Annotated in this window: 23 protein-coding genes; 11 read left to right on the top strand and 12 right to left on the bottom strand. The window is 67.0% G+C overall.

Features of this window, described 5'->3' with window-relative positions; all coding sequences use genetic code 11:
- Nucleotides 1-33 precede the first annotated feature (33 nt).
- The 3 genes from pe to AWB95_RS10195 are packed head-to-tail and all read left to right on the top strand — an operon-like array spanning nucleotide 34 to nucleotide 3,628.
- A complete protein-coding gene (gene pe, locus AWB95_RS10205; protein WP_062540374.1) occupies nucleotides 34-1,164 on the top strand; it encodes an acyltransferase PE in 1,131 nt (376 codons plus the stop codon).
- A 48-nt stretch (nucleotides 1,165-1,212) separates the two neighbouring features.
- A complete protein-coding gene (locus tag AWB95_RS10200; RefSeq protein ID WP_062540375.1) occupies nucleotides 1,213-2,946 on the top strand; it encodes an AMP-binding protein in 1,734 nt (577 codons plus the stop codon).
- 31 nt (nucleotides 2,947-2,977) lie between these two features.
- The gene (locus tag AWB95_RS10195; RefSeq protein WP_062540376.1) at nucleotides 2,978-3,628 is read left to right on the top strand and encodes a GAP family protein; all 651 of its coding nucleotides are present in this window, start codon (nucleotides 2,978-2,980) and stop codon (nucleotides 3,626-3,628) included.
- 20 nt (nucleotides 3,629-3,648) lie between these two features.
- Here AWB95_RS10195 and AWB95_RS10190 read toward each other — a convergent pair whose 3' ends face one another.
- Nucleotides 3,649-4,884 (bottom strand): enhanced intracellular survival protein Eis, encoded by a 1,236-nt coding sequence (locus AWB95_RS10190; protein WP_084707158.1) that lies wholly within the window; start codon nucleotides 4,882-4,884, stop codon nucleotides 3,649-3,651.
- 36 nt (nucleotides 4,885-4,920) lie between these two features.
- Between AWB95_RS10190 and AWB95_RS10185 the strand changes: the two genes are divergently transcribed.
- The 3 genes from AWB95_RS10185 (at nucleotide 4,921) to AWB95_RS10175 (ending at nucleotide 9,403) form a co-directional block, all read left to right on the top strand.
- Nucleotides 4,921-5,970, top strand: a complete 1,050-nt coding sequence (locus AWB95_RS10185; protein ID WP_099539530.1) for an NAD(P)H-dependent amine dehydrogenase family protein — start codon at nucleotides 4,921-4,923, stop codon at nucleotides 5,968-5,970.
- Nucleotides 5,971-6,101: 131 nt separating this feature from the next.
- Nucleotides 6,102-6,521: an MmpS family transport accessory protein gene (locus tag AWB95_RS10180; RefSeq protein WP_062540378.1), complete on the top strand. Its 420-nt coding sequence runs from the start codon at nucleotides 6,102-6,104 to the stop codon at nucleotides 6,519-6,521.
- Nucleotides 6,518-9,403, top strand: a complete 2,886-nt coding sequence (locus AWB95_RS10175; protein WP_084707159.1) for an MMPL/RND family transporter — start codon at nucleotides 6,518-6,520, stop codon at nucleotides 9,401-9,403. The genes AWB95_RS10180 and AWB95_RS10175 overlap by 4 nt, the downstream gene beginning before the upstream one ends.
- Here AWB95_RS10175 and AWB95_RS10170 read toward each other — a convergent pair.
- The 8 genes from AWB95_RS10170 to AWB95_RS10130 form a co-directional block, all read right to left on the bottom strand.
- Complete coding sequence (locus AWB95_RS10170) at nucleotides 9,400-10,233, bottom strand: DegV family protein (protein ID WP_062540380.1); 834 nt, start codon at nucleotides 10,231-10,233, stop codon at nucleotides 9,400-9,402. The genes AWB95_RS10175 and AWB95_RS10170 overlap by 4 nt on opposite strands.
- Nucleotides 10,221-10,952, bottom strand: a complete 732-nt coding sequence (octT, locus tag AWB95_RS10165) for a diglucosylglycerate octanoyltransferase (protein ID WP_062540381.1) — start codon at nucleotides 10,950-10,952, stop codon at nucleotides 10,221-10,223. The genes AWB95_RS10170 and octT overlap by 13 nt, the downstream gene beginning before the upstream one ends.
- Complete coding sequence (gene gpgP / locus AWB95_RS10160; RefSeq protein WP_085168153.1) at nucleotides 10,942-11,613, bottom strand: glucosyl-3-phosphoglycerate phosphatase; 672 nt, start codon at nucleotides 11,611-11,613, stop codon at nucleotides 10,942-10,944. Before gpgP ends, octT begins: the two co-directional genes overlap by 11 nt.
- Nucleotides 11,610-11,978 (bottom strand): ribosome silencing factor, encoded by a 369-nt coding sequence (rsfS, locus tag AWB95_RS10155; RefSeq protein ID WP_062539431.1) that lies wholly within the window; start codon nucleotides 11,976-11,978, stop codon nucleotides 11,610-11,612. Before rsfS ends, gpgP begins: the two co-directional genes overlap by 4 nt.
- Nucleotides 11,975-12,580: a nicotinate-nucleotide adenylyltransferase gene (nadD, locus tag AWB95_RS10150; protein ID WP_269745723.1), complete on the bottom strand. Its 606-nt coding sequence runs from the start codon at nucleotides 12,578-12,580 to the stop codon at nucleotides 11,975-11,977. The genes rsfS and nadD overlap by 4 nt, the downstream gene beginning before the upstream one ends.
- Nucleotides 12,581-13,002: 422 nt before the next feature.
- Nucleotides 13,003-14,448 (bottom strand): vWA domain-containing protein, encoded by a 1,446-nt coding sequence (locus tag AWB95_RS10140; RefSeq protein ID WP_085168149.1) that lies wholly within the window; start codon nucleotides 14,446-14,448, stop codon nucleotides 13,003-13,005.
- On the bottom strand, nucleotides 14,448-15,323 hold the full coding sequence (locus AWB95_RS10135) for an AAA family ATPase (RefSeq protein ID WP_062541015.1): 876 nt from the start codon (nucleotides 15,321-15,323) through the stop codon (nucleotides 14,448-14,450). The genes AWB95_RS10140 and AWB95_RS10135 overlap by 1 nt, the downstream gene beginning before the upstream one ends.
- 10 nt (nucleotides 15,324-15,333) lie before the next feature.
- Nucleotides 15,334-16,581 (bottom strand): glutamate-5-semialdehyde dehydrogenase, encoded by a 1,248-nt coding sequence (locus AWB95_RS10130; RefSeq protein ID WP_085168147.1) that lies wholly within the window; start codon nucleotides 16,579-16,581, stop codon nucleotides 15,334-15,336.
- 106 nt (nucleotides 16,582-16,687) lie between these two features.
- Between AWB95_RS10130 and AWB95_RS10125 the strand changes: the two genes are divergently transcribed.
- Nucleotides 16,688-17,539 carry a ribokinase gene (locus AWB95_RS10125; RefSeq protein ID WP_085168145.1) on the top strand — a complete coding sequence of 284 codons (852 nt, stop codon included), beginning with the start codon at nucleotides 16,688-16,690 and terminating at the stop codon, nucleotides 17,537-17,539.
- Nucleotides 17,540-17,553: 14 nt separating this feature from the next.
- On the top strand, nucleotides 17,554-18,378 hold the full coding sequence (locus tag AWB95_RS10120; protein WP_062541424.1) for an enoyl-CoA hydratase/isomerase family protein: 825 nt from the start codon (nucleotides 17,554-17,556) through the stop codon (nucleotides 18,376-18,378).
- A gap of 78 nt (nucleotides 18,379-18,456) precedes the next feature.
- On the opposite strand, the gene AWB95_RS10115 is transcribed toward AWB95_RS10120, so the two are convergent.
- On the bottom strand, nucleotides 18,457-20,499 hold the full coding sequence (locus tag AWB95_RS10115; RefSeq protein WP_062541422.1) for an NAD(+) synthase: 2,043 nt from the start codon (nucleotides 20,497-20,499) through the stop codon (nucleotides 18,457-18,459).
- A gap of 58 nt (nucleotides 20,500-20,557) precedes the next feature.
- Here AWB95_RS10115 and AWB95_RS10110 point away from each other — a divergent pair, with 58 nt between their 5' ends.
- Nucleotides 20,558-21,097: a cysteine hydrolase family protein gene (locus AWB95_RS10110; protein ID WP_062541423.1), complete on the top strand. Its 540-nt coding sequence runs from the start codon at nucleotides 20,558-20,560 to the stop codon at nucleotides 21,095-21,097.
- An 86-nt stretch (nucleotides 21,098-21,183) separates the two neighbouring features.
- A complete protein-coding gene (locus AWB95_RS10105) occupies nucleotides 21,184-22,020 on the top strand; it encodes an NAD-dependent protein deacetylase (RefSeq protein ID WP_062541421.1) in 837 nt (278 codons plus the stop codon).
- A 31-nt stretch (nucleotides 22,021-22,051) separates the two neighbouring features.
- Here AWB95_RS10105 and AWB95_RS10100 read toward each other — a convergent pair whose 3' ends face one another.
- Entirely contained in the window at nucleotides 22,052-23,296 is a 1,245-nt protein-coding gene (locus AWB95_RS10100) for a cytochrome P450 (protein ID WP_232315749.1), read from the bottom strand.
- A gap of 59 nt (nucleotides 23,297-23,355) precedes the next feature.
- Between AWB95_RS10100 and AWB95_RS10095 the strand changes: the two genes are divergently transcribed.
- Nucleotides 23,356-23,988, top strand: coding sequence for a TetR/AcrR family transcriptional regulator (locus AWB95_RS10095; RefSeq protein ID WP_062541419.1), 633 nt, complete (start codon nucleotides 23,356-23,358; stop codon nucleotides 23,986-23,988).
- A 64-nt stretch (nucleotides 23,989-24,052) separates the two neighbouring features.
- Here AWB95_RS10095 and proB read toward each other — a convergent pair whose 3' ends face one another.
- Entirely contained in the window at nucleotides 24,053-25,150 is a 1,098-nt protein-coding gene (gene proB, locus AWB95_RS10090; protein ID WP_085168143.1) for a glutamate 5-kinase, read from the bottom strand.
- Between the last annotated feature and the right edge of the window lie 15 nt (nucleotides 25,151-25,165).

Below are 25,165 nucleotides of genomic sequence, written 5' to 3'. Positions count from 1 at the left end.
CTACGAGGCGATGCCGAGCGGTCAGGAGTGGGTATGAAGAAACTCCTCGCAGGAGTCACGGCAGTGGTAACTGTCGGTGCCACAGGCTATTTCGGTGTCAGGACCGCGTCGGCTGACGACACGCCCATCGGCGGGCCGCCCACCCCCGGTGCGCCGGGCGATCAGACCGCGTTCGCCCTCGGCGGCGCCCACGTTCTCGGCATTCCCTACGACGAGTACATCCGCCAGGAGGGAGCCCAATGGTTTCCCGGCCAGAAGCGTGAAATCGTCCGCTACCCGGCCGGCCAGGTCCAGGGCCACGTGCTGGAGCGACTCTTCCCGGGCATCGGCAAGATCGGCGAAGAACTGCTCCCCGGCCTGGGTCTGGACGGCCCCAGCGTCGGCGAGTCCGTCGACGTGGGTGTAGACAACCTCGATGCGGCGATCCGCAGCGGTCGCCCCGGCACGGCGATCGGCTTGTCGGAGGGCGGTTTCGTGGTCGACGGCGAGCAGGCCCGGCTGGCCCGTGACCCCGCCGCTCCCCCGCCGGGCACACTGAACTTCGCGACATTCGGCGACCCGATCGGGCGCCACGCCTTCGGGCAGAGCTTCCTGACCGCCATGTTCCCGGTCGGCAGCGTCGTTCCCGCGCTCGACTACACCATGCCACCGCCGTATGAGAGCCAGTACGACACAAACCGTTTCGTGGCCGCCTACGACTCGATCGCAGACTTCCCCGACCGGCCGGACAACATGTTCGCCCTCGCCAACACGCTGATGGGCCTCGCCACCGGTCACACCGCGGTGGCCTTCACCAACCCGAGCATGGTGCCGCCGCAAAACATCCGGACGACGATCAACTCGCGGGGCGCCAAGGACACGACGATCATGGTCCCGGAAAAGCACCTTCCGCTCGTCATGCCCCTGGCCTACATCGGGATCCCGGAAGACACGCTGAACAAGCTCGACGCGATCCTGATGCCCCGGGTGAACGCGGGCTACTCGCGCAACGACGACCCGGCGACCGCTCCGGTTCAGGTGGACCCGGTGCACGGCTTCGACCCGGCGGAAGTAACCGCGCCGGCCAACCAGGCGACATTCGGCGGCGGCGCCGACCCGCTCTCACAAATCCTCAGCGGTGCCATGTCCGTGTTGTCCCACGGCGCAGCACAATCTGACCACTGACTGAAAACCGACAGATCGACGACCCAGTACGGACATGACGTGACCCCTATGCCTCAGTCATCCATCCTCTCGATGCTGCACGGACGTGCCAGCCTGCGCCCCAACGACATAGCCTTCACCTTTACCAATTACGACGACGACTGGGCGGGTGTGCCCGAGAATCTCACGTGGTCGCAGTTGTCCCGGCGAACACACAATGTGGCCCGCGAGCTCAGCTTTCATGGGTCGGCCGGAGACAGGTCAGTCATCCTGGCTCCCCAGTCGCTTGATTACATTGCGGCGTTCCTGGGATCCATGCAGGCCGGACTGATCGCGGTTCCGCTTCCCTTGCCACACCGCGGCTCGAGTCATGAGCGTGTGGGCGCGGTCCTTGCCGACACGTCGCCCTCCGTCGTTCTCACAACGTCCGCGGTGGCCGAGGATGTCGCCCAATACGTCGACGAAGCACACATGGACTCCGTGCCGAAGATCGTCGAAATCGATTCGATGAACCTGGACGCGGACGGCGAAGCAAGCGTGCGGACAGCAGAGTTGCCGAGCACCGCGTACTTGCAGTACAGCTCGGGTTCAACCCGAGTGCCGACCGGGGTCATGGTCTCGCACCGCAACCTCCAGGCGAATTTCGAGCAGCTGATGCGCAGCTTCTTCGCCGACGTGAAAGCCCCATCGGATGCCACGATCGTGTCGTGGTTGCCCTTTTACCACGACATGGGTCTCGTGCTGGGCGTCTGCGCACCAATCCTGGGCGGCTACCGCGGCGAGCTGACGAGCCCGGTTTCGTTCTTGGAAAGGCCGGCCAGATGGATCCAGTCCCTGGCCCGAAGTCCTCACACGTGGTCAGCGGCGCCGAATTTCGCCTTCGACTTGGCCGCCCGCAAGACCACCGACGGCGACCTGGCCGGGCTCGACCTCGGTGACGTGGTAGGCATCATCAGCGGCGCCGAAAGGGTCGAGCCGGCAACACTGCAACGATTCGTCGATCGGTTTGCGCACTTCAATTTTCGGGACCATATGCTGCGTCCTTCATATGGCTTGGCGGAGGCAACCGTCTTCGTGGCGACAGGCACCTGGAGTGAATCATCGCCGGCGGTTCATTTCGACAGCGAGAAGCTGGGTGCGAACCGCGTTGCTCGGTGCGCGGCCGGGAGCGGCACCGCGCTGGTCAAATACCAACTGCCGCAATCCCCCACGCTGCGGATCGTCGACGTCGACACACATCGCGAGTGCCGGCCGGACGTGGTCGGCGAGATCTGGGTCCATGGCGACAATGTCGCCGAGGGCTACTGGCGCAAGCCGCCGGACGAGCAGCGCTGCTTCGGCGCAACGCTCGTCGGCCCTTCGCCGGGCACGCCGGACGGGCCCTGGCTGCGAACCGGCGACCTCGGTTTTCTCCACGAGGGTGAGCTGTTCATTGTCGGGCGCATCAAGGATCTGCTGATCATCCGTGGGCGCAATCACTATCCCGAGGACATCGAGACGACGGTCCAAGAGATCACAGGTGGCCGGGTTGCGGCGATATCGGTTCCGGTGAACAGCACCGAGAAGCTTGTCACCGTCATCGAACTCAAGAAGCGCGGCGACTCCCACGAGGACGCGACGCACTGGCTCACCTGTGTCAAAAGCGACGTCACCTCCGCGATATCCAACGCACACGGCTTGAACGTCGGGGACCTCGTCCTGGTCCCGCCCGGCTCGATTCCCACCACGACGAGCGGCAAGATTCGGCGCGCCGCCTGCGTCGAGCAGTACAGGCGGGACCAATTCGCCCGGTTGGACGCTTAGCGGGCCGCGCCGGACGCGCCCCGGAAAACGAATGCTTGTCACTGTCCTGGTCATGGCCCTGGCCGTCAGCATCGAACCGTTCCGGATCGGGATGACCGTGCTGATGCTCAACAGGCCCCGCCCCGCGCTGCAACTGCTCGCGTTCTTATCCGGCGGTTTCGTCATGGGAACGACCGTGGGTCTGGTCGTGCTGTTCGTCTTTCGACGCAGCCTGCTCGGGTCTACCTACTTCACGTTGCCCAAGGTCCAGATCCTGATCGGGTTCTTGGCATTGTCGATCGCTGTGCTGGTGGCCATCGACGCCCGCGGGCGGTTGGGTTCGCGCCCGGCAAGGTTGGCGACGCCGGGCAGGCGCCTGGTCAGCGGCGATTCGCTGTCGGTCGCGGGCATCGCCGGTCTCGGCATCGCGTTGCCGTCGGTCGACTATCTCGCGGCGCTGGCGGTCATCCTCGCCTCCGGCGCGGCAGCCCTGACCCAGGTGGCCGTGTTGTTGATGTTCAACGTGGTTGCGTTCGCGCTGATCGAGATTCCGTTGCTGGCTTACCTGTTGGCGCCGAGGGCAACCGCCAGATCGGTGGCCGCGCTGCACAACTGGATTCGATCGCGGCGGCGCCGTGACGTCGCACTTCTGCTGGCCGCGTTGGGCTGTGTGTTCCTCGCGGTCGGCGTGGCTGGGCTGTGAGTTGATTACGAGCGCAGGCGTCAGAAGCCGAAACCCAACTGGGCGGGTATATCGCTGACGAACGCCGCGTCGAGACGTCGCACCAACGCAGAGTCCTTGGCGCGCAACCGGTTCGCCGCGGCAAAAGCCGACGCGTGATGCGCGCCCAGATACAGACTGCCCAGCACGTCGAGGTCCATCTCGGCCTCGGCCGGCGCATCGGTGGTCGTGCATCGTGCGCGACCGTCCTCGATCTCCAGCGTGAACCGGCCGCCGTCGCCGCGGAACCCGTCGGACACCTCGAACACCGTGGACAAGTCCGCCCCGTAAGTACGGGCCTGAAGCGCGGCGGGAATGTCCATGATGCGCAGCCACAAATCGTCCTGGCGTCCGGTAGTGCGCGCCAGCCGGCTGTCGGCTAGCAGGTAGGGCAACGGGTCGGCCGGATGAGTATCGACGGTGACGGTCTCTATCAGGTCCAGCCCCAGCAGCGTCCGCCACAACGCGACGTGCGCGTCCGTGGTCACCGCCTTGAGCTCGCTCACGCGGGCGGTGCGCCGGTCGCCGCCGTGCACCCGGTACAGCGCGTAGCCATCGGGATGGACGAACGCAAACCACGGGGTGCCGCCGCGGCGGGTGGTCTCCCTGTCGGCCAGCAGCTCGTCCCACAAGGCCTGCGGGCGCACCAACCCACCCGGCGTGCGCCGGCGCCACCGCTCGTAGATGGCCGCGAGCGCCTCTTTCTGCTGCGCGGGTCTGACCAGGCGGACGCCGCCCGGATCGGGAGCGCCGTCGTGAAAGCGAGCGAAGCGGCGGTCGAGGGTCAGTTCGTGCTCGATGGTGGCCGGGCCGTAGCCGAACCGTCCGTAGATGCCGCCCTCGCTGGCCGTCAGCGCCGCCATCGGATACCCCGAATCGGCTATGCGCCTGTGCAATTCGGTAAACATCGCGCGCAGCAGGCCGCGCCGGCGGTGGGTCGGTGCGACGGACACCCCGCTGAGCCCGGAGGCGCGCAGTGCCGTTCCGCCGGGCACGGTGAGCTGCAGGTCGAGATAGACCGCAAACCCGACCACGGCCTCGCCTATCGAGTGGTCGCACACCACCACCGCAGCGTCGGGCGGCGTCAGAGCCCGGAACGCGGAGATCGAATCCGGATGCGTGGACACGCCGAAACTGGTGTCGTCCAACAGCAGGATCGCGGGCCAGTCGTCGTCGGTGGCCGTGCGCAGCGTCAGAGGCTCGGGCAACTCGGCGGTCACAGAATTCGACGGTGGCACAAACAACGGCCGATCGCACCCGAATATCGTGGGGCGGTGACCACACCGCTACGGGTAATTCAATGGGCCACCGGCAACATCGGGCGGCGATCGCTGCACGCCATCATCGGCAGACCCGACATGGAACTGGTCGGGGTGTACGCCCACGGGCAGGACAAAGTCGGCGTCGACGCCGCAGAACTGTCCGGCTGGCCGGAGCCGACCGGCGTAAAGGCCACCAACGACGTCGACGCGCTGCTGGCACTCAAACCCGACGCCTGTTGCTATAACCCGTTGTGGCCCAACGTCGACGAGCTCGTACGGCTGCTCGAGTCCGGAGTCAACGTGTGCTCCAGCGCGGCATGGATCACCGGCGGCAAACAGACGCCCGAAGACCGCCGGCGCATTGTGGACGCGTGCGAACGCGGCGGCTCGACGATCTTCGGCAGCGGCGCGCATCCGGGCGTCACGAACATGGTCGGCATGGTGCTGTCCGGCTGCTGCGAACGCGTCGACGAGATCCGCATCACCGAGTCGGTGGACTGCTCGACGTATGAGTCGGCGGGCACCCAGACCGCGATGGGCTTCTCCCAAGATCCGGACACGCCGGGTCTGGCCGAAAGCGTGCGGCGGGAAAGCGAGGTGTTCGCCGAGGCGGCCGCGATGATGGCCGACGCGATCGGGGCGACGCTGGACAAGATGACGTTTGACGTCGCGTTCACCGCAGCCACCGCCGACACCGACCTGGGCTTCATGAAGATACCCGCCGGCACAGTCGGCAGCGTCTACGGCTACCACCGCGGATGGGTGGGCGACCGCAATGTGGTCAGTGTCGGGTTTAACTGGATCATGGGTGAGCACGTGACACCGCCGAAGCCGCTCGAACATGGGCATGTCATCCAGGTATTCGGGCTGCCCAACATGCGCACGGTGATTCATTGCCTGCCGCCGAAGGACTGGGCGGAACCGGGCTTCATGGGTTTGGGAATGATCTACACCGCGATGCCGGTTACCAATGCCGTCCCCGCGGTGGTGGCAGCCAGACCGGGCATCGTGGCGCTGGCCGAGCTGCCGCCGATCACCGGCCGGGTGACCGGGACCGGATGAACGGTGCCGTGCTCTACGGTTTACGATACTTAGGCAAGCGAAGGGTCCGTTGACGGCGCGGACAACGGAGGCGAGTTTGCGCGAGAGGCCACGGTGGACCTGGAGGTGACGAGGTGAGTGCGATTGCCAGGATGGCCAAAAGGGCATGGATCCCCATCGTCCTGGTGGTCGTACTCGCGGTCTCCGGACTGATCGTGTCGCGGCTCCACCGCATCTTCGGTTCGCAGGACCTCAACGCGGGTGCCGGCGCAGGGATTGAGATCGTGCAGTTCAACCCGAAGGTCGTCACCTATGACGTCTGGGGACCCTCTGGGACCACCGCGAGCATCAACTATTGGGACGCGGAAGCCAACACCCATCAGGTTGACGGAGCGCCACTGCCGTGGTCCTACACGATCAGCACGACCCTGCCCGCGGTCAGCGCCAACATCATGGCCCAGGGCGACGGGGATCAAATCGGCTGCCGCATCACCATCGACGGTGTGGTCCGCGAAGAGAAAACCGCTGACGGCGAGAATGCCCAGACCTTCTGCCTGGTGAAATCAGCATGAGCACTGCGACGCCAAACCCCCACCCCCGCCGGCCCATCATCCCGCACACCATCCGGTGGTTGGCGTTGCCGATCATCGTGGGCTGGGTGCTGCTGACCGTCGTCGTCAACACCATCGTGCCGTCGCTGGAAGTCGTGGGCGAGGCACACTCGGCGCCGATGGCCCCGATGGACGCACCGTCGATGAAGGCGATGATGCGTCTGGGTCACAACTTCAAGGAATTCGATTCCAACAGCACGATCATGGTGGTGCTGGAAGGCCAGCAGCCGCTCGGTGACGCCGCGCACCGCTATTACGACGACATCGTCCGTCAGCTGCGCAAGGACCCCGAGCACGTGCAGCACATTCAGGACTTCTGGAGCGACCGCCTGACGGCGGCGGGCGTCCAAAGCGCCGACGCCAAAGGCGCTTACGTGATGCTGAACCTTGCCGGTAACCAGGGCACCACGCAGGCCAACGAATCCGTCGAGGCCGTTCGGGATGTCATCAAGCACACACCCGCACCGCCCGGCGTGCAGGCCCACGTGACCGGTTCTGCGGCGCTGTCCGATGACATGCACGTGATCGGTAACGCCAGCCTGGCCAAGATCACGTTGTTCACGCTGGGCGCGATCGCGGTCATGTTGTTTCTGGTCTACCGCTCCATCGTCACCACGGTGGTCCAGCTTTTCATGACCGGTGTCGCGCTGGCGTCGGCGCGAGGCATCGTCGCGGTGTTGGCCTACCACAACGCATTCGGGCTGACCACGTTTGCGGCGAACATCCTGACGATGCTGGCGATCGCTGCCGGCACCGATTACGGGATCTTCCTCATCGGCCGCTATCAAGAGGCGCGTCGAGCCGGCGAGGATCGTGAAACCGCCTACTACACCACGTTTCGCGGGGTGGCCCCGGTCGTGTTGGGATCGGGGCTGACGATCGCCGGAGCGGTGTACTGCCTCAGCTTTGCGCGGCTGCCGTGGTTCCACACGATGGGCGCACCGGCGGCGATCGGCATGCTGGTCGTGGTGGCGGCCGGCCTCACCCTGGGACCTGCGGTTCTCTTCGTGGGCAGCAGTTTTGGTCTGTTCGAGCCCAAGGGCGCGGCGCGGGGCCGGCTGTGGCGGCGCATCGGCACCGCCGTGGTGCGCTGGCCCGGACCGATTCTGGCGGTGAGTGGGGCGGTGGTGCTGGTCGGCATGCTGGGCCTGCCCAGCTATATCACCAGTTACAACGACCGCTACTACCTGCCGACCAGCGCGCCGTCCAATATCGGCTACGCCGCTGCGGACCGGCATTTCTCCCAAGCCAGAATGAATCCGGACATGTTGATGGTCGAGGCCGACCACGATATGCGCAACCCCGCCGACATGCTGGTGTTGGACCGGGTGGCCAAAAACGTGTTGCGCGTCCACGGCATCGTGATGGTCCAGGACATCACGCGTCCGCTCGGGATTCCGATCCAGCACAGTTCGATACCGTTCCAGAACAGCATGCAAAGCCAGATGCTCATGCAAAACATGGCGTTCCTCAAGGACCGCATGGCCGACATCCTCAAGATGGCCGACGAAATGCAGGTCACGATCAACTACCTGGAACGCATGCTGGACATCACCAGGGGGCTGTCCGACACCACACACGACATGTCCGGTGTCACCGACGACATGGTCGCCGTCACCGACAAAATACGGGACCACCTAGCGGATTTCGACGATTTCTGGCGGCCGATCCGCAGCTATTTCTACTGGGAAAAACACTGCTTCGATATTCCGATCTGCTGGTCGTTGAGGTCGATCTTCGACGCCCTGGACGGAATCGATCAGCTCGACGAACAGTTCGGCCGCATGTCAAAGGACATCCACAGTATGGATGCCCTGCAACGCGAAATGGTCGCGATCTTGCCGCCGCAGATCCAAAGCATGAAGACCACCCACGCGTTGACGCTGACCATGCACAGCACCTTCCAGGCGATGATCAACCAGATGGAGTCGATGAGCGACACCGCCATCGTCATGGGGCAAAGCTTCGACAATTCCAAAAACGACGACTTCTTCTATCTGCCGCCCGAGGCCTTCGACAACCCGGACTTCAAGCGCGGTCTGGTGCAGTTCTTGTCCCCGGACGGCAAGTCGGCCCGCTTTTTCATCACGCACCAGGGCGATCCGATGACGCCGGAAGGGATCTCGCGCGTCGACGCGGAGCGAACGGCCGCCCAGGAGGGGTTGAAGCAATCGTCGCTGTCCGATGCCAAGGTTTATCTCGGCGGTACGGCCGCGACGTTCCGTGACATGCACGACGGCGCCAAATATGACCTGATGATCGCGGTGGTGTCGTCGCTGACGCTGATCTTCATGATCATGCTGCTGCTCACCCGCAGCGTCGTTGCCGCGCTGGTCATCGTCGGCACCGCGGCCAGCTCGATTGCCGCATCGTTCGGGCTCTCGGTGCTCATCTGGCAAGACCTGTTCGGCATCAAGATCCACTGGATCGTGATGGCGCTGTCCGTCATCATCCTGCTGGCCGTCGGATCCGACTACAACCTGTTGCTGGTCTCCCGGTTCAGGGAGGAGATCCACAACGGCCTCAAGACGGGATACATCCGATCGATGGCGGGCACCGGTGGGGTGGTGACCGCCGCGGGTCTGGTGTTCGCGTTCACCATGGCCGCCATGCTCGGCAGCGATTTGCGGGTGCTGGGCCAGTTCGGATCCACGGTCTGCATCGGTCTTCTGCTCGACACATTGGTCGTGCGCACGTTGTTCATGCCTTCGATGGCCACGCTGTTGGGCCGCTGGTTCTGGTGGCCGCGGGTTGTCCACCCCCGCGGAGACCACGCCCGGCGCCGCCGGTCCGAACCGCTGAGCGAGGACACCGCGCCGCTACCGGTACCGGCCCAGCGCTAGCCTGCTACTTCGACGCACACGGCGAGCGCTCCGGCGCCGACGTGCGACGCGAGCACCGGGCCCAGGTCGGTCACGATCGGCGGTTCGCAGGCCGGCAGCCGCTCGGCCAGCGCGGCGACGACGGCGTCGGCGCCATCCGGGTTGGCGACATGATGCACCGCAAGCGTCGCGGAACGGTCCCCGACCACGTCGCCAACCCGGTCGATCATCGCCGCCACCGCCTTGCTGGCGGTGCGAACCCGTTGGGCCAGAACAAGTTTGCCGTCGTCGATGCGCAGCAGCGGCTTGAGAGACAGCGCGGTGCCCAGCCAGGCCGCAGCGCCGCCGATCCGCCCGCTGCGCCGCAGGTTGTCCAGCCGGTGCACGACGATGAAGCCGTGATTGCGGCTCACCGCGGCCGCGGCGGCCTGCGTGACGGTGTCGAGGTCGGCGCCGTCGGCCGCGGCCCGGGCCGCGGCCAGCGCGACGAAACCGGTGTTCATCGCTGTCGACCTCGAGTCGACGACCCGTATAGCAGGGCCGATCTCGGCGGCCGTGGCCTCGGCGGCGCCGACGGTTCCGGACAGCGCCGCCGAAAGGTGTACCGCCACTACCCCGTCGCCGCCGCTGTCGTTCAATGCCTGTCGGTACACCTCGGCAAGTTCGGCCGGGGTGGCCGCAGCGGTTGTTGCCCCGGGGCGCAGGTGAACGTCGTCGGGAACCTCATCAATGCCGTCGCGCAGGTCGGCGTCGTCGAGCAGGATGTGCAGCGGGACTTGGCGAATCCCCCACTTGCGCCGCAGGTCGTCGGGAAGGCGCGACGACGAGTCGGTGACGACTACGACGGGCATGGATCCACGCCGGCTTCGGCGAGTGCCTTGAGCATCAGCTCCGCAACCGCCTGGTGGGCCTCGAAATTCCAATGGATGCCGTCGGGATTGCCGCGGCCGCTCATGATGTGTTCGGCGACTGCGGCTTTCAGGTCGACCAGCGGAATGTCGTGCTGCTGCGCCCATTCGGTGATGGCGGCGGCCGTGCCGGACCGGCCGTGATGGGCCTTACCGTAGGTCTCGGCGATGTGCACCGACGGCAGCGACGCCACGATCGGGATGCCGGGGCGGTTGAAATCGATTGCGCCGCGGGTCGCTTCGAGGTATTCGGCGCTGAGGTGCGGCGGCAGTGCGGGCCGGGCGAACGGGGACAGCCGCGGCTGCAGCCAGCCGTACCCGTCGCGCACCCAGCGCCGCAGCCACGGCGGGCGCACGTAGCGGATCAGCTCGCGCAGCGCGGTCGGCAACACCGACGGCAGCGAGTCCATCCCGCCGGTGGCGAAGATCACCGCGCCCGCTTTCGGCAGCGCCGCCCAGGCCCGCGGGTCCTGGGTGGCCGCCCACCAGATGTCGCGGCAGGTCCAGCCGATGCGGCCGATCAGCTCGATCTCCCAACCCAGTTGCGCGCCAACAATATTGGGCCAGATGCGGGGGTCGTCGGCGGGCAGGCCGCCGGTCGGGCCGTAATAGGCCAGCGAATCGGCGAAGATCAGCAGCACCGGCCGCGACTCAGAGGACATCGTCTGCGACCTGTGCCGAAGCGTTCCACACGTCCAGGCGCCAGCGAATTGCGCCGAGATCGGCGCTGGAATCGCAGTCACCGGAGTGGCCGGACAATTGCGTCCAGCTGGCGTTGCCCATTCCGCCCAGCGCGGGCCAGTTTTCGACCGGCAGCCCCAGCAGTGCAGCGGTCAGCGCGGCGATCAGGCCGCCGTGCGCCACCAGCACCACCGGTCGCTCGTCGGCCCCCCAGTCCGGTTCGCCGGTGACCAGGTCGTCGATCAGCGGCATGCTGCGCGCGGCCACGTCGACCCTGCTCTCGCCGCCGTGCGGCGCCCAGTCGGCGTCCTCGCGCCAGGCCAGCCGGGCCCCGGGCGCGGCCGCGTCGATCTGCGTGTGCGTCATGCCCTGCCAATCGCCGAGATGCGTTTCGCGCAGCCGGTTGTCGACACGCAGCGGCAGTCCGGTGCGCTCGCCCAGCACCACCGCGGTGTCGTAGGCGCGCCGCAAATCCGAGGTGACGATCAGCAGCGGCTGATGCTTGCTCAGCACCTCGGCCGCGGCGACGGCCTGCGCGCGGCCCAGCTCGCTCAGCTCGGTGTCCAGCTGGCCCTGCATCCGGCTGCCGAGATTGAAGTCAGTCTGCCCGTGCCGCAGCATCAGCAGCCGGCGGATTTTCACGGCGTGCCCTCCAGGTTCACGTCCACCGTCGGGCAGTCGCGCCAGAGCCGGTCGAGGGAGTAGAAGTCGCGCTCGTCCTGGTGCTGGATGTGGACGACGATGTCGACGTAATCCAGCAGCGTCCACCGGCCCTCGCGGGCGCCCTCGCGGCGTGCCGGCTTGTAGCCGGCCCGGCGCATTTTCTCCTCGACCTCGTCGACGATGGCGTTGACCTGCCGCTCGTTGGACGCCGACGCGATCACGAAGCAGTCGGTGATGACCAGCTGCCCGGAGACGTCGATGACGACGACGTCGTCGGCGAGTTTGGCCGCGGCGGCACCGGCGGCCACCGTCGCCATGTCGATGGCTTCCTGGGTGGCCGTCACGTCTCGTCCCGGGGTTTGCGGTAGAGCTCGCGTTTGGAGATGTACTGCACGACGCCGTCGGGCATCAGGTACCACAGCGGCCGGCCCTCCGCGGCGCGGCGGCGGCAGTCGGTCGACGAGATCGCCAGTGCCGGAATCTCGAGCAAGGTGAGCGCATCGTCGGGCAGCCCTTCCAGCACGTCGGCCAGGTGTTCGCGGCCCAGTTCGTAGCCGGGCCGGCTGACCCCGACGAACCGCGCCATCGCGAACAGTTCCTCCAAGTCATGCCAGGACAGGATCGATGCCAGCGCGTCGGCGCCCGTGATGAAGTACAGGTCTGAGTCGGGGTTGAGCGTGTGCAGATCCCGCAAGGTGTCCTTGGTGTAGGTGAGACCGCCGCGGTCGATGTCGACCCGACTCACCGAGAACCTCGGGTTGGACGCGGTCGCTATCACCGTCATCAAGTAGCGGTCCTCCCCTGCGCTGACCTGCCGACCCTTCTGCCAAGGCTGGCTTGTCGGCACGAACACCACTTCGTCCAGATCGAACCGGTCAGCCACCTCGCTGGCCGCGACCAGGTGGCCGTTATGGATGGGATCAAACGTCCCACCCATCACTCCCAGCCGCCGCTTTCGCACGATTTGCCAGCTTACTGGAGCTCCCCCTCTCTGCCGCGACCGTGCGTGTCGCCGGGCGACACGCCGAAGAAATCACCGGGTTTGCGCACGCTCGCGGGGCGAATGGGGGCGCCTACTGTTAATCCTCGCCGAGGAATCTCCGGTTCGCCGCACTTGCGCGTCCGTGCAGCGGTCTCGTCCTGCCCGATGATTGCAAGCACGTGGATGCCGCTCGCCGTGAGCGGCTCGATCTTGCGGAGCCGACCGGCGCTAGCCAGGACGTCGGCGATCCAAGTGGATCACGCGAGGTCTACCGTGAGCGCCGGCAGGAGGGCCAGCTACATCGTCGACATGGCGTGCCGTGCGGCGAGCGTGCGCAGAAACGTGTTTCGACCCAGCGTGTCGACCGGTGACACGCACGCTCGCGGCTAAATGGGCAGCAGTTGGTCGATAACCGCGGCCAGCTGTTTGGCCGACCGGCATTCGTGCATGGTGATCACCTCTTGGTAGCGCGGCACCGCTGAATCCCCGCTGCCCCATAGGTGTTTGGGCTCGGGGTTGAGCCAATGCGCATGCCGGCTCGCGGTCACCATGTGCGACAGCACGTCGATGGCCGGGTCGCGGTAGTTGGTGCGGCCGTCGCCGAGCACCAGCAGCGAACTGCGCGGCGACAACGCATTGTGGAATTGGTCGGTGAACGACACGAACGCATTGCCGTAATCCGAATGCCCGTCGCGGGTGTAGACGCCGGCCTCCCGGGTGATCCGCTGGATGGCCACCGCCAGGTCGGCGTCGGGCCCGAACAAGTGCGTTACCTCGTCGGTGGTGTCGATGAAGGCAAACACGCGCACGCGCGAGAACTGTTGGCGCAGCGCGTGAACCAGCAGCAGCGTGAAGTGGCTGAACCCGGCCACCGATCCGGACACGTCGCACAGCACCACCAGCTCCGGGCGGGCCGGCCGCGGTTTGCGCAGCACCAGGTCGATCGGCACGCCGCCGGTGGACATCGAGCGGCGCAGCGTCTTGCGCAGATCGATGGCCCCCGCGCGGGCGCGGCGGCGCCGCGCCGCGAGCCGGGTTGCCAGGGTGCGGGCCAGCGGCGCGACCACCCGGCGCATCTGGCGCAACTGGTCACCGGAGGCGCGCAGGAACTCGACGTTCTCGGAAAGCTGTGGGATGCCATACATCTGAACGTGGTCGCGCCCGAGTTGTTCGGCGGTGCGCCGCTTGGTTTCAGCGTCCACCATCTTGCGCAACTGGGTGATGCGTTGTGCAGCCAGCGCTTTGGCGATCTCCTCCTGCGTCGGAGTGGGCTCGTCGCCGTACGGGGCGAGCAGCCCGGCCAGCAGCCTTCCCTCGAGCTGGTCCAGCGCCATCGCCTTGAGCGCCTGATACGACGAGTACGACGGGCCACGGCTGGAGCTGTATTTGCCGTAGGCCTCGACGATTTGGGCGATCATCGCGACCAACCGCTCGTCCATGTCGGCCAGGTCGGCGTTCTCGGTCAGCAGATCCACCAGCATCTGACGCATCGCCTCGACGTCGTCGGGCGGCAACTGCAAATCGGGAAGGGCGTCCTCGACCTCGTCCGTCACCACCGCCCGCGTGCCCAGCGCCGCCGGCCACCACAGGTCGAACATCGCGTCGTAGGTCTCGCGGTGGTCGGGCCGGCGCAGCACCGCACAGGCGATGCCCTCACGCAGCACCTCCCGGTCACCCAAGCCGAGCACCGCCATCACTCGACCGGCGTCCACCGTCTCCGACGGGCCGACCGAAATGCCTTGCCCGCGAAGGGCTTCCACGAACTCTACCAGATGGCCGGGCAGCCCGTGCGGGGCCAGCGGCTGGCTGGGACGAACGCGGCGAACGGCCATCAGTTCAAGCGAAGCTCTGCGCCAGCACGTTGCTGGTCGGACTGATGTTTGAGCACGACGCCCAGCGTGGCAGCGATCGTCGCGTCGTCGATGGTGTCCAGGCCCAACGCCAGCACCGTGCGGCCCCAGTCGATGGTCTCGGCCACCGACGGCAGCTTCTTGAGCTGCATGCCGCGCAGTACGCCGATGATGCGCACCAACTCGTCGGCGATGTGCGCCGGCAGCTCGGGCACACGGGACAGCAGGATTCGGCGTTCCAGCTCGGGGCTGGGAAAGTCGATGTGCAGGAAGAGGCAGCGACGTTTGAGCGCCTCGGACAGCTCGCGGGTGGCGTTGGAAGTCAGCACCACGAACGGCGCCCGCTCGGCGGTGATGGTGCCCAGCTCCGGCACCGTCACCGCAAAGTCGCTCAAAACCTCCAGCAGCAGGCCCTCGATCTCGATGTCGGCCTTGTCGGTCTCGTCGACCAGCAGCACGGTCGGCTCGGTGCGCCGGATCGCGGTCAGCAGCGGCCGCGACAGCAGGAACTCCTCGCTGAACACGTCGGTCTTGGTCTGGTCCCAGTCGCCCGAACCGGCCTGAATGCGCAGGATCTGCTTGGCGTGATTCCACTCATACAGGGCGCGGGCCTCGTCGACGCCCTCGTAGCACTGCAGGCGGACCAGGCCCGATCCGGTGGCCTGCGCGACGGCGCGGGCCAGCTCGGTCTTGCCGACCCCGGCCGGACCTTCGACCAGCAACGGCTTGCCCAGCCGGTCAGCCAGGAATACTGCGGTCGCGGTGGCGGTGTCGGGCAGGTAGCCGGTTTCGGCCAGCCGACGGCCGACGTCGTCGATGTCGGCGAAAAGGGGCACGGGCCGGGCGGGAACGGTCACGGGGATTCTCCTAGGGGACACGGGTGTGGCCGTCTCCCCAGACGATCCACTTGGTCGAGGTCAATTCCGGCAGCCCCATCGGGCCGCGGGCGTGCAGCTTCTGCGTGGAGATGCCGATCTCGGCGCCGAAACCGAACTGCTCGCCGTCGGTGAACGCCGTCGACGCGTTCACCATCACCGCGGCGGCGTCGACCCGTTCGGTAAACCGGTGTGCCGCAGCCATATTCGTGGTGACGATCGATTCGGTGTGTCCGGTGCCGTATTCGTTGATGTGGTCGATCGCGGCGTCGACGCCGTCGACCACCGCCACCGCGATATCCATCGAGAGGAATTCGCGGCGCAGCTCGTCGTCGGAGGCGTCGAGGTGCACGGTGACCCCGGCGTCTTGCAGCGCCCCGACCAGCCGGGGCAGGGCCTGGCCGGCGATCGCCGTGTCGACCAACAGCGTCTCGGCGGCGTTGCACACGCTGGGCCGCCGCGTCTTGGAGTTCAGCAGCACCCGCTCGGCCATCTCCAGGTCGGCGGCGCCGTCGACGTAGACGTGGCAGTTGCCGACACCGGTTTCGATGGTCGGCACCTGCGCGTCGCGCACCACGGCGTCGATCAGGCCGGCTCCCCCGCGCGGGATCACCACGTCGACCAGCCCGCGGGCCTGGATCAGGTGGGTGACGGTCGAGCGGTCCGAGCTGTCGAGCAGCTGGACCGCGTCGGCCGGCAGGTCCTCGGTGCGGAGCGCAGCACGGAGCACGTCGACCAGCGCGGCGTTGGATTTGGCGGCCGACGAGCTGCCACGCAGCAGTGCGGCGTTGCCGGATTTGAGCGCCAAACCGAACGCGTCGACGGTGACGTTGGGCCGGCCCTCGTAAACCATGCCGACCACGCCCAGCGGGACCCGCTGCTGGCGCAGCTGCAGCCCGTTGGGCAGGGTGTAGCCGCGCAAGATTTCCCCGACCGGGTCGGGCAGCCCGGCGACCTGGCGTAACCCGTCGGCGATGCCGTCGATGCGTTGCGGGTTCAGCGCGAGCCGGTCGAGCATGGCCTCCGGCGTGCCTGCGGCCCGGGCGGCGTTCAGGTCGTCGGCGTTTGCCCCGACAATCTGGTCGACGTGGGCCACCACTGCGTCGGCTGCGGCGCGCAGCGCGTGATCCTTGGCGACCGTCGGCAGCGTGGCCAGCGCCCGCGCGGCGACGCGTGCCCGGCGGGCGGCGTCGTGGACCTCTTGGCGCAGGTCGGGCCGCGGCGGTGCGTGCACACTCATCAGATCAGGGTATCGGGCGTCGAGGAACTGCGACGACACGGCTACCCGCGACGTGCGACGGGCCAACTCGTTGTGTAACCAGATGCGACTCCATAACGTCGGCGCAATGACGGCACGGATTTGCGTGGTGGGCAGCGTGAACATGGACACCGTCTTCGACGTCGAGGCGTTGCCGCGCCCAGGTGAAACAGTGCTGGCGACATCGGTTCGCACCACGCCCGGCGGTAAAGGCGCCAATCAGGCAGTGGCCGCGGCCCGCGCGGGTGCGCGGGTGCAGTTCGTCGGTGCGGTCGGTGACGATGCGGCGGCCGAGCGCCTGCGCGCACACCTGGCCGCGAACGGAGTTGGCACCGAAGGGCTGATCGCCGTGGCCGGGCCCAGCGGGACGGCGGTCGTGATGGTGGATTCCGCCGGCGAGAACGCGATCGTCGTCGCAACGGGCGCCAACGGCCACGTGACGGTGGACTCGGATGCGGTCCGCACGATCGTCGCCGAGTGCGATGTGTTGTTGCTGCAGTTGGAGATTCCGGTTGCGACTGCGGCGGCGGCCGCCCGGCAAGCGCGCGCGGCCGGCGCGGTCGTCATGGTCAACGCCTCACCGGCGGGCCGCGACCCGCACGAGCTGGCCGAGCTCACCGACGTGCTGATCGTCAACGAAACCGAAGCCGAGCACTGGGTTTGGCCGGTGGAACATCGGGTGATCACCCGCGGCGCCGCCGGCGCAACCTATACGGGCCCCGGGGAGAGCTTTGCGGTTCCGGCGCCGACGGTTAAGGCGGTCGACACCGCCGGCGCAGGCGATGTGTTCGCCGGTGTGCTGGCCGCCGGATGGCTGACCGGTCGCGACTACGCGTTGCGGCGGGCCTGCGCGGCCGGTGCGCTGGCGACGCTGGTGCCCGGCGCCGGGGACTGCGCTCCGCTGAGCAAGGCCATCGACGATGCCGCCGTCGGCGCCTGAGTTATCGTCCTGTGATGCCGAGCGCAGACAGCAGTCCACGCCCGCCCGAGGGCGATTGGTTGGGAACCAAGTTCCTGAAATTCACCCGCGAGGGCCCGTTCGCGATCGTCACGCTGGACCGGCCGCAGGCGCGCAACGCCATGACGCCGGCGATGTACTTCGGCATCCGCTACGCGGTCAGCCGGGTCAACGCCGACGCCGATTTGGCGGGGCTGATCATCACCGGCAGCGGTGATGTGTTTGCGCCCGGCGGCGATCTTGGCGGCGGGGGCGACGACAACTGGATGCAGTGGGGCTCGGCGCTGTCGCTGGATGTGACACCGTTTGACACGCTGCGCAAGTCGGCCAAGCCGGTGGTGTCCGCGGTCAACGGCCTGTGCCAGGGCGGCGGGTTGCAGATCGCGATGTGCAGCGACGTCGCGGTGGTCAGCGACCGCGCGACGTTCCGGGTGCCGGAGTTGTACCGCGGTATCGCCGACACCTACTACAGCCAGATGCTGGCGCGCATCGTCGGGCCGGTCCGCACCCGCGACCTGATGTTCACCGGGCGCACCCTGACCGCGGCGGAGGCCGTCGAGTGGGGCATGGTTGCGCGGATGGTTGCCCATGACGAGCTGATGGACGCCGCGCGCGACGTGCTGGCCCGGTGTTGTCGCACCGCGCCCGGCGCGCGACGGGTCGTCAAAGCAAGCCTGGACAACTACCTCGGGCTCTACGACCGGATCGGCATGGAGGCCAGCATCGAAGGGCCGGAGGCCGTCGAAGGCTTCCTTGCATTCAGCGAACGACGATCGCCGAACTGGGTACATCCCGATCTGCGGGTCGACGGCCGGTTGTGACCATGGCGTCCAGCGTCGAGTTGTTGTGGTGAAACGGCACGATCTCCCTCAACAACCCCACACTCGACGCAAAGGCCCTCACTCCTCGGGGATGTCGCGCTCGATCTCCTCGAGCCAGGCGCGCGCCGACATGTCCGACGGTGCTCGCCAGTCCCCGCGCGGGGACAGCGAACCGCCGTGCGACACCTTGGGCCCGTTGGGCAGTGCCGAACGCTTGAACTGGCTGAACGAGTAGAACCGCTGCACAAAAACATGCAGCCAGTGCCGAATCTCGCTCAACGAGTACGACGGCCGCTTGTCTTCCGGGAAGCCGGGCGGCCAGCTTCCACGGTCGGGATCGCTCCACGCGTGCCACGCCAAAAACGCGATCTTCGACGGGCGGAAGCCGAAGCGCAACACCTGAAACAGCGAAAAGTCTTGCAGCACATACGGTCCGACCTTGGCCTCGCTGCTCTGGATCTCCTCGTCCTCGCCGGCGGGCACCAGTTCCGGGGTGATTTCGGTGTCCAGCACCGACTGCAGCGTGTCGCACACCTCCTCGTCGAACTGTCCCGACGAAATCACCCAGCGAATCAGATGCTGGATCAGCGTTTTCGGTACCCCGCTGTTGATGTTGTAGTGCGACATCTGGTCGCCCACACCGTAGGTTGACCAGCCCAGCGCCAGCTCGGACAGATCCCCGGTGCCCAGCACGATGCCGCCCCGCTGATTGGCCAGCCGGAACAGATAGTCGGTGCGCAGGCCCGCCTGGACGTTCTCGAACGTGACGTCGTAGACCTCTTCGCCGCGCGCGAACGGGTGATCCATATTGGTGAGCATCAGCTTGGCCGTGTCGCTGATGTCGATCTCTTCGAACGTGACGCCCAGCGCCCGCGACAGCCTGACCGCGTTTTTCTTGGTGCGATCGCCGGTGGCGAATCCCGGCAACGTGAACGCCAGAATGTCGCTGCGGGGCCGGTTTTCCCGATCCATCGCCCGGGCGGCGACGATGAGCGCGTGCGTCGAGTCCAGCCCGCCGGAAATGCCGATGACGATCTTCGGGTAGTCCAGGGCGCGCAGCCGCTGCTCGAGCCCGGCAACCTGGATGTTGTAGGCCTCGTAGCAATCCTGTTCCAGCCGGTTCGCATCGGACGGCACAAACGGGAACCGCTGGGTCTCCCGCAGCAGGCCGATGTCGCCGCCCGGTGGATCCAGCCGAAACTCGATGCGGCGGAACGACGCTGCCAGTTCACGATGGTGGCGACGGTTGTCGTCGAACGTACCCATCCGCAGCCGCTCGGAGCGCAGCAATTCGAGGTCGACGTCGGCAACTGAGCGTCGTTCGCCTTTGGGGAAGCGTTCCGACGTGGCGAGCAGTACCCCGTTCTCCCAGATCATCGTCTGGCCGTCCCAGGCCAGGTCGGTGGTCGACTCCCCTTCCCCGGCGGCGGCGTAGACGTAGGCGGCCAGGCAGCGCGCCGACGCCGAGCGTGCCAGCAGGCAGCGGTCTCCGGCGCGACCGATCGTGATCGGGCTGCCGGACAGGTTGGCCAACACCGTCGCACCGGCCAGCGCCGCCTCCGCGCTCGGCGGGATCGGCACGAACATGTCCTCGCAGATTTCGACGTGCAACACGAAATCGGGCAGATCGGACGCGGAGAACAGTAAGTCGGGCCCGAACGGGGCTGCCACGTCGCCGATCCGGATGGTGCCGTTCTCGCCGTCTCCCGGTGCGATCTGGCGGCGTTCGTAGAACTCGCGGTAGGTCGGCAGGTACGACTTGGGCGCCACCCCGAGAATCGCGCCGCGATGGATGACGACGGCGGTGTTGTAGATGCGGTGCTGGCGGCGCAGCGGCGCGCCGACCACCAGGACCGGCAGCAGATCCGTGGAGGCCACGACGATGTCGAGCACCGCATCCTCGACGGCATCGAGGAGGACGTCCTGCAGCAGGATGTCCTCGATCGAGTAACCGGACAGCGCCAATTCGGGGAAAACGGCCAGGCCGACGCCGTCGTCGTGGCATTCCCGGGCGATCCGAAGGACCGAGGCGGCGTTGGCCGCCGGGTCGCCGATCGTGGTGTGCTGCGTGCAGGCGGCGACGCGGATAAAGCCCTGGCTGTAGGCGTTGTAGAAGTCCATCGTCCCCTCATTGTCGCCCGGCCGGTGTCAATAGTTGCCCATCGGGTATCAACTGATCATGAGCGACACCGCTGTGCTGGTCGTCGACATGCTGAACGGGTATCAGCATTCCGACGCCGAACTACTGATACCCAATGTCGAAGACATCATCGATCCGCTGGCCGATCTGGTCCGCCGGGCGCGTGAGCGCGACGACGTCGACCTGGTGTACGTCAACGACAACTACGGCGATTTCACCGCCGAGTTCTCCGACATCGTCGCGTCGGCGCTCGACGGCGCGCGTCCGGATCTGGTGCGCCCGATCGTGCCGGCCGAGGGCAGCCGTCAGGTGACCAAGGTGCGCCACAGTGTGTTCTATGCGACCCCGGTGGCGTATCTGCTGGGCCGTCTGGACACCAAACGGTTGATTTTGACCGGGCAGGTCACCGAGCAGTGCATCCTCTACAGCGCGCTGGACGCCTATGTGCGCCACTTTCCGGTCGTGGTGCCGCGCGATGCGGTCGCCCACATCGACGCCGAGTTGGGCGCGGCGGCGCTGAAGATGATGGAGACCAACATGGAAGCCGAGCTGACGACGGCGGCGGACTGTCTGGACTGAAGTGCGCGAGCGTGCGCAAACCCGGGAATTGTCCGCACGCCACTTGCGACACCCCACGCTCGCGTCGGGTGGTTAGGCTCGGACGGGTGGAATCCCCTGAGCTGGTTGCCGCGCTGGCCGGTCGCCGGGTGGCGGTGCTGACCGGCGCCGGAATCTCCACCGATTCGGGCATCCCCGACTACCGCGGGCCGGATTCGCCGCCCAGCAATCCCATGACAATCCGCCAGTTCACCTCCGATCCGGTGTTCCGGCAACGGTATTGGGCCCGCAATCATGTCGGTTGGCGGCACATGGACGACACGCTGCCCAACGCCGGGCATCGCGCCCTGGCCACGCTCGAGGAGGCCGGCGTGGTGACCGGCGTGATCACCCAGAACGTCGACCTGCTGCACACCAAGGCCGGCAGCCGGACGGTGGTCGATCTGCACGGAAGCTACGCGCAGGTGGCGTGTTTGCGGTGTGGGCTGACGATGTCGCGGGCCGCGCTGGCCGAGCAGTTGGAGGCTTTGAATCCAGGCTTTATCGAGCGAGCGGAGGCCGTCGGCGGGCTGGCGGTGGCTCCCGACGCCGACGCCGTCGTCGCGGACACCGCTTCGTTCCGCTACCTGGACTGCCCGTCATGCGGCGGGATGCTCAAGCCCGACATCGTCTACTTCGGCGAAAATGTGCCCAAAGACCGTGTTGCCCAAGCCTATTCGCTGGTCGACGGCGCTGAGGCGCTGCTGGTGGCGGGGTCGTCGCTGACGGTGTTCTCCGGCTACCGGTTTATCCGGCATGCCGCGGCGCGCGGCATGCCGATCGCGATCATCAACCGCGGCCCCACCCGCGGCGACGATTTGGCCACCGTCAAGGTCGACGGCGGCTGCTCGGAGTTGCTGACACTGCTGGCCGACGGGCTCACCGCCGCGAATTCGGCGCGATAATCAGCGCTAAGCGCAGACAATCGCGCCGAACTCACCAGCTGCATGGCATCTTGCGGATGCCGTGAATGAAGCTGCCCGCCAGGTATTCCGGATCGCCGGCCTCGATATCGGGTAGCTGCCGGAGCAACTCACCGAAGATGGCGCGCAGCTGCGCCCGGGCCACATGTGTCCCTAGGCAGTAATGCTGTCCGCCGCCGCCGAAACCGATGTGCGGGTTGGGGTCTCGGCTCAGGTCGAAGCGGTGCGGTTGTTCGAACACCCGGTCGTCCCGATTGCCGGACGCATAGAACATCGCCACCTTCTCGCCGGCACGAATAGTCTGGCCCCCCAGCTCGTAATCGGTTGCGGCCGTGCGCCGGAAGTTCATCACCGGCGAAGCCCACCGGATGAACTCCTCGACCGCCGTCCCGATGCGTTTGTCGAAATCCTCCCGAAGCCAGGCTCGTTGGTCCGGGAAGTCGGTGAGCGCCTTGAGGGCGTGGCTGGTGGTTTGGCGGGTGGTGTCGTTGCCGGCCACGGCGAGCAACACAAAGTACGCGGCCACGTCGGCGTCGGTCAACCGATCGCCGTCGACTTCGGCGTTGACCAGGCTGCTGAACAGGTCGTCGCCGGGATGCGCGCGTCGCTCTGCGGCCAGCCTGCCGGCGACCTGGTGCAGATACATCACGTTTTCGAACATGACCTCCAACGGGTTGCGACCGCCGAGAAAGACCGGGTCGGTTGTCGACACCAGGGCGTCGGCGGCTTGTGCGACGCGCTCGCGCTCGGCATCCGGAATGCCGACCATGTCCGACAACGTGCGCAGTGGCAGTTCCTTGGCGCAGTGCTCGACGAAATCGGCGCCGCTGCCGGCGGCGCGAAGTTCCTCGACGATGGTTTTCGCGTTCGCCTTGATCGAGTCCTCGATCCGCCGGACCTGCCGGGGGGTGAACGCGGCCGTAGCGAGCTTGCGCAGCATGGTATGCCTCGGCGGGTCCATGGCCAGGAAGGACTGAGTCGATTCGAGCACTTCCTCGGGATAGTTCTCGAACATCACGCCTTTGCCGGACAGGAACACGTCGTTGGTGCGGCTCACCGTGACGATGTCGGCGTGGCGGGTGATCGCCCAAAAACCGGAGTCGTCGGGATCGTTCAGCATGGCGTCTTCGACCGGTGGGTGCCAGCTGACCGGTCGTTCGGCTCGCAGCACGGCAAACGAGCGTTCCCGCTCCGCGGCAGTGGTGGACCAGAACGCGCGCGAGGACAAGTCGATCGGGTCGTAACGGCGGGCAGTCATAGCGGCGACGCTAAGCCTAGACATAGTGTCTAGTCAAGATGTCAGCTATTCTTTGATGCATGCCCTCGGTAACCCGCAAGCCGCAGGCCAAGCGGCAGGAGCGGCGCGAGCAGATCGAGCGGCGATTGCTCGACGCCACGGAGCGGCTGATGCGCGACGGCGCGAGCTTCACCGAACTGTCCGTGGACCGGCTGGCCACCGAGGCCGGTATGTCACGCGCCAGCTTCTACGTCTACTTCGAGGACAAGGGCGATCTGGTGCGCCGGCTCGCCGGCCAGGTCTTCGGTGATCTCGCCGACGCCGCCGAACGCTGGTGGGGCACGGCGTCCCGGCGCAATCCCGACGATGTCCGTGCCGCGATCACCGGCATCATCGCCAACTATCGGCGTCACCAACCGCTCCTGGTCGCGTTGAACGAAATGGCCGGTTACGACGCATTGGTCGGCGCGGCTTATCGCGATCAATTGGACTGGATTTCGGGGCGGGTGACCCGGGTCATCGAGGATGGCCAGGCCGACGGCTCCATCCGGCACACGCTGCCGGCGGCCACTACCGCCAAGGCGCTGACCTGGATGGTCGAGCGGACCTGTCAGCAGAACCTTCCGGGTTCACCGCCCGACTATGACGCCGAGTTGGCGCAGGCGCTCACCGAAATCGTCTGGAGCGCCTTATATCTGGAGCCCGTTCGGTAGCGCGAGCAGACACAGAATCGCACGTTCGGGCGCCGGATCGTGCGATTCTGCGTCTGCTCGGACGCTAGAAGGCGACCAGGTCGTCGGCGTGCACGGCTGGCCGACGCAGTTCGGCGGGCAGCTCGGACGTCGAGCGTCCCATCATCGTGGCCAGCTCGGCGGCGTCGTAGGCGACGACGCCGCGCGCCACCGTGGTCGCGTCCGGGCCGCGCAGCTCCACGACGTCACCGCCGTAGAAGCGGCCCGACAGCGCCGTGATCCCCGCGGGCAGCAGAGAGCGGCGTTGTCCGAGCACCGCGCGCACCGCGCCCTCGTCCAGCGTCAGCGAGCCGGCCGATTCCGCGGCGTAGCGCACCCAGAACCGTCGCGCCGACATGCGGTCGGGCCGCGCGGCGAACACCGTGCCCACCGAGGCGTCGGCCAGCGCGGTGGCGGCGTCGGCGGCGGCGGCCAGGAGCACCGGAACGCCTGCGTCGGCGGCCAGCATCGCCGAGGACACCTTCGACGCCATTCCACCGGTGCCCAGTTGGCTGCTCTGCCCGGCGATCACACCATCCAGGTCGGCCGGACCGGACACCTCCGCAATGAACCGCGCTGGCCCCTTGCGCGGGTCGGCGTCATAGAGACCGTCGATGTCGGAGAGCAGCACCAGCGCGTCGGCGCCCACCAGATGCGCGACCAGCGCCGAGAGCCGGTCGTTGTCGCCGAACCGGATCTCGTTGGTGGCCACCGTGTCGTTCTCGTTGACGATCGCCACCGCGTGCAGGGCCCGCAGCCGGTCCAGGGTGCGCTGAGCGTTGGTGTGCGAGACCCGCATCGAAATGTCGTGCGCGGTCAGCAGCACCTGCCCGACCGTGCGCTGATAGCGGGCGAACGCCGCGCTCCACGAGTTCACCAGCGCCACCTGCCCGACGCTGGCCGCCGCTTGCTTGGTCGCCAAATCGGTTGGGCGGCGCGATAATCCGAGCGGCTCGATGCCTGCTGCGATCGCGCCGGAGGAGACGATCACGACGTCGGAGCCGGCCTTCATCCGCGCCTCGATCGCGTCGGCCAGCCCGGCCAGCCGGCCGGCGTCGAACATCCCGGTGGGCGTGGTCAATGCGGTGGTGCCAACCTTGACGACGACGCGCCGCGCGGTCCGGATAGCGTCGCGCGCGCTCATGTTTGGTGCGCATTG

Source organism: Mycobacterium celatum, from assembly GCF_002101595.1.
GTDB lineage: Bacteria > Actinomycetota > Actinomycetes > Mycobacteriales > Mycobacteriaceae > Mycobacterium > Mycobacterium celatum.
Note: the sequence above shows the minus strand (reverse complement) of the source record. Positions and strands in the feature narration are given on the sequence as shown.

What these genes read in the sequence shown, in the direction of transcription:
- proB (WP_085168143.1), bottom strand. Translation starts at nt 25,150, where the DNA reads ATGAGCGCGCGCGACGCTATCCGGACCGCGCGGCGCGTCGTCGTCAAG.
- AWB95_RS10100 (WP_232315749.1), bottom strand. Translation starts at nt 23,296, where the DNA reads ATGACTGCCCGCCGTTACGACCCGATCGACTTGTCCTCGCGCGCGTTC.
- AWB95_RS10120 (WP_062541424.1), top strand. Translation starts at nt 17,554, where the DNA reads ATGCCGAGCGCAGACAGCAGTCCACGCCCGCCCGAGGGCGATTGGTTG.
- AWB95_RS10140 (WP_085168149.1), bottom strand. Translation starts at nt 14,448, where the DNA reads ATGGCCGTTCGCCGCGTTCGTCCCAGCCAGCCGCTGGCCCCGCACGGG.
- AWB95_RS10095 (WP_062541419.1), top strand. Translation starts at nt 23,356, where the DNA reads ATGCCCTCGGTAACCCGCAAGCCGCAGGCCAAGCGGCAGGAGCGGCGC.
- AWB95_RS10200 (WP_062540375.1), top strand. Translation starts at nt 1,213, where the DNA reads ATGCCTCAGTCATCCATCCTCTCGATGCTGCACGGACGTGCCAGCCTG.
- pe (WP_062540374.1), top strand. Translation starts at nt 34, where the DNA reads ATGAAGAAACTCCTCGCAGGAGTCACGGCAGTGGTAACTGTCGGTGCC.
- AWB95_RS10180 (WP_062540378.1), top strand. Translation starts at nt 6,102, where the DNA reads ATGGCCAAAAGGGCATGGATCCCCATCGTCCTGGTGGTCGTACTCGCG.
- AWB95_RS10110 (WP_062541423.1), top strand. Translation starts at nt 20,558, where the DNA reads ATGAGCGACACCGCTGTGCTGGTCGTCGACATGCTGAACGGGTATCAG.
- AWB95_RS10175 (WP_084707159.1), top strand. Translation starts at nt 6,518, where the DNA reads ATGAGCACTGCGACGCCAAACCCCCACCCCCGCCGGCCCATCATCCCG.
- AWB95_RS10170 (WP_062540380.1), bottom strand. Translation starts at nt 10,233, where the DNA reads ATGCCCGTCGTAGTCGTCACCGACTCGTCGTCGCGCCTTCCCGACGAC.
- AWB95_RS10130 (WP_085168147.1), bottom strand. Translation starts at nt 16,581, where the DNA reads ATGAGTGTGCACGCACCGCCGCGGCCCGACCTGCGCCAAGAGGTCCAC.
- octT (WP_062540381.1), bottom strand. Translation starts at nt 10,952, where the DNA reads ATGTCCTCTGAGTCGCGGCCGGTGCTGCTGATCTTCGCCGATTCGCTG.
- AWB95_RS10195 (WP_062540376.1), top strand. Translation starts at nt 2,978, where the DNA reads ATGCTTGTCACTGTCCTGGTCATGGCCCTGGCCGTCAGCATCGAACCG.
- AWB95_RS10115 (WP_062541422.1), bottom strand. Translation starts at nt 20,499, where the DNA reads ATGGACTTCTACAACGCCTACAGCCAGGGCTTTATCCGCGTCGCCGCC.
- AWB95_RS10125 (WP_085168145.1), top strand. Translation starts at nt 16,688, where the DNA reads ATGACGGCACGGATTTGCGTGGTGGGCAGCGTGAACATGGACACCGTC.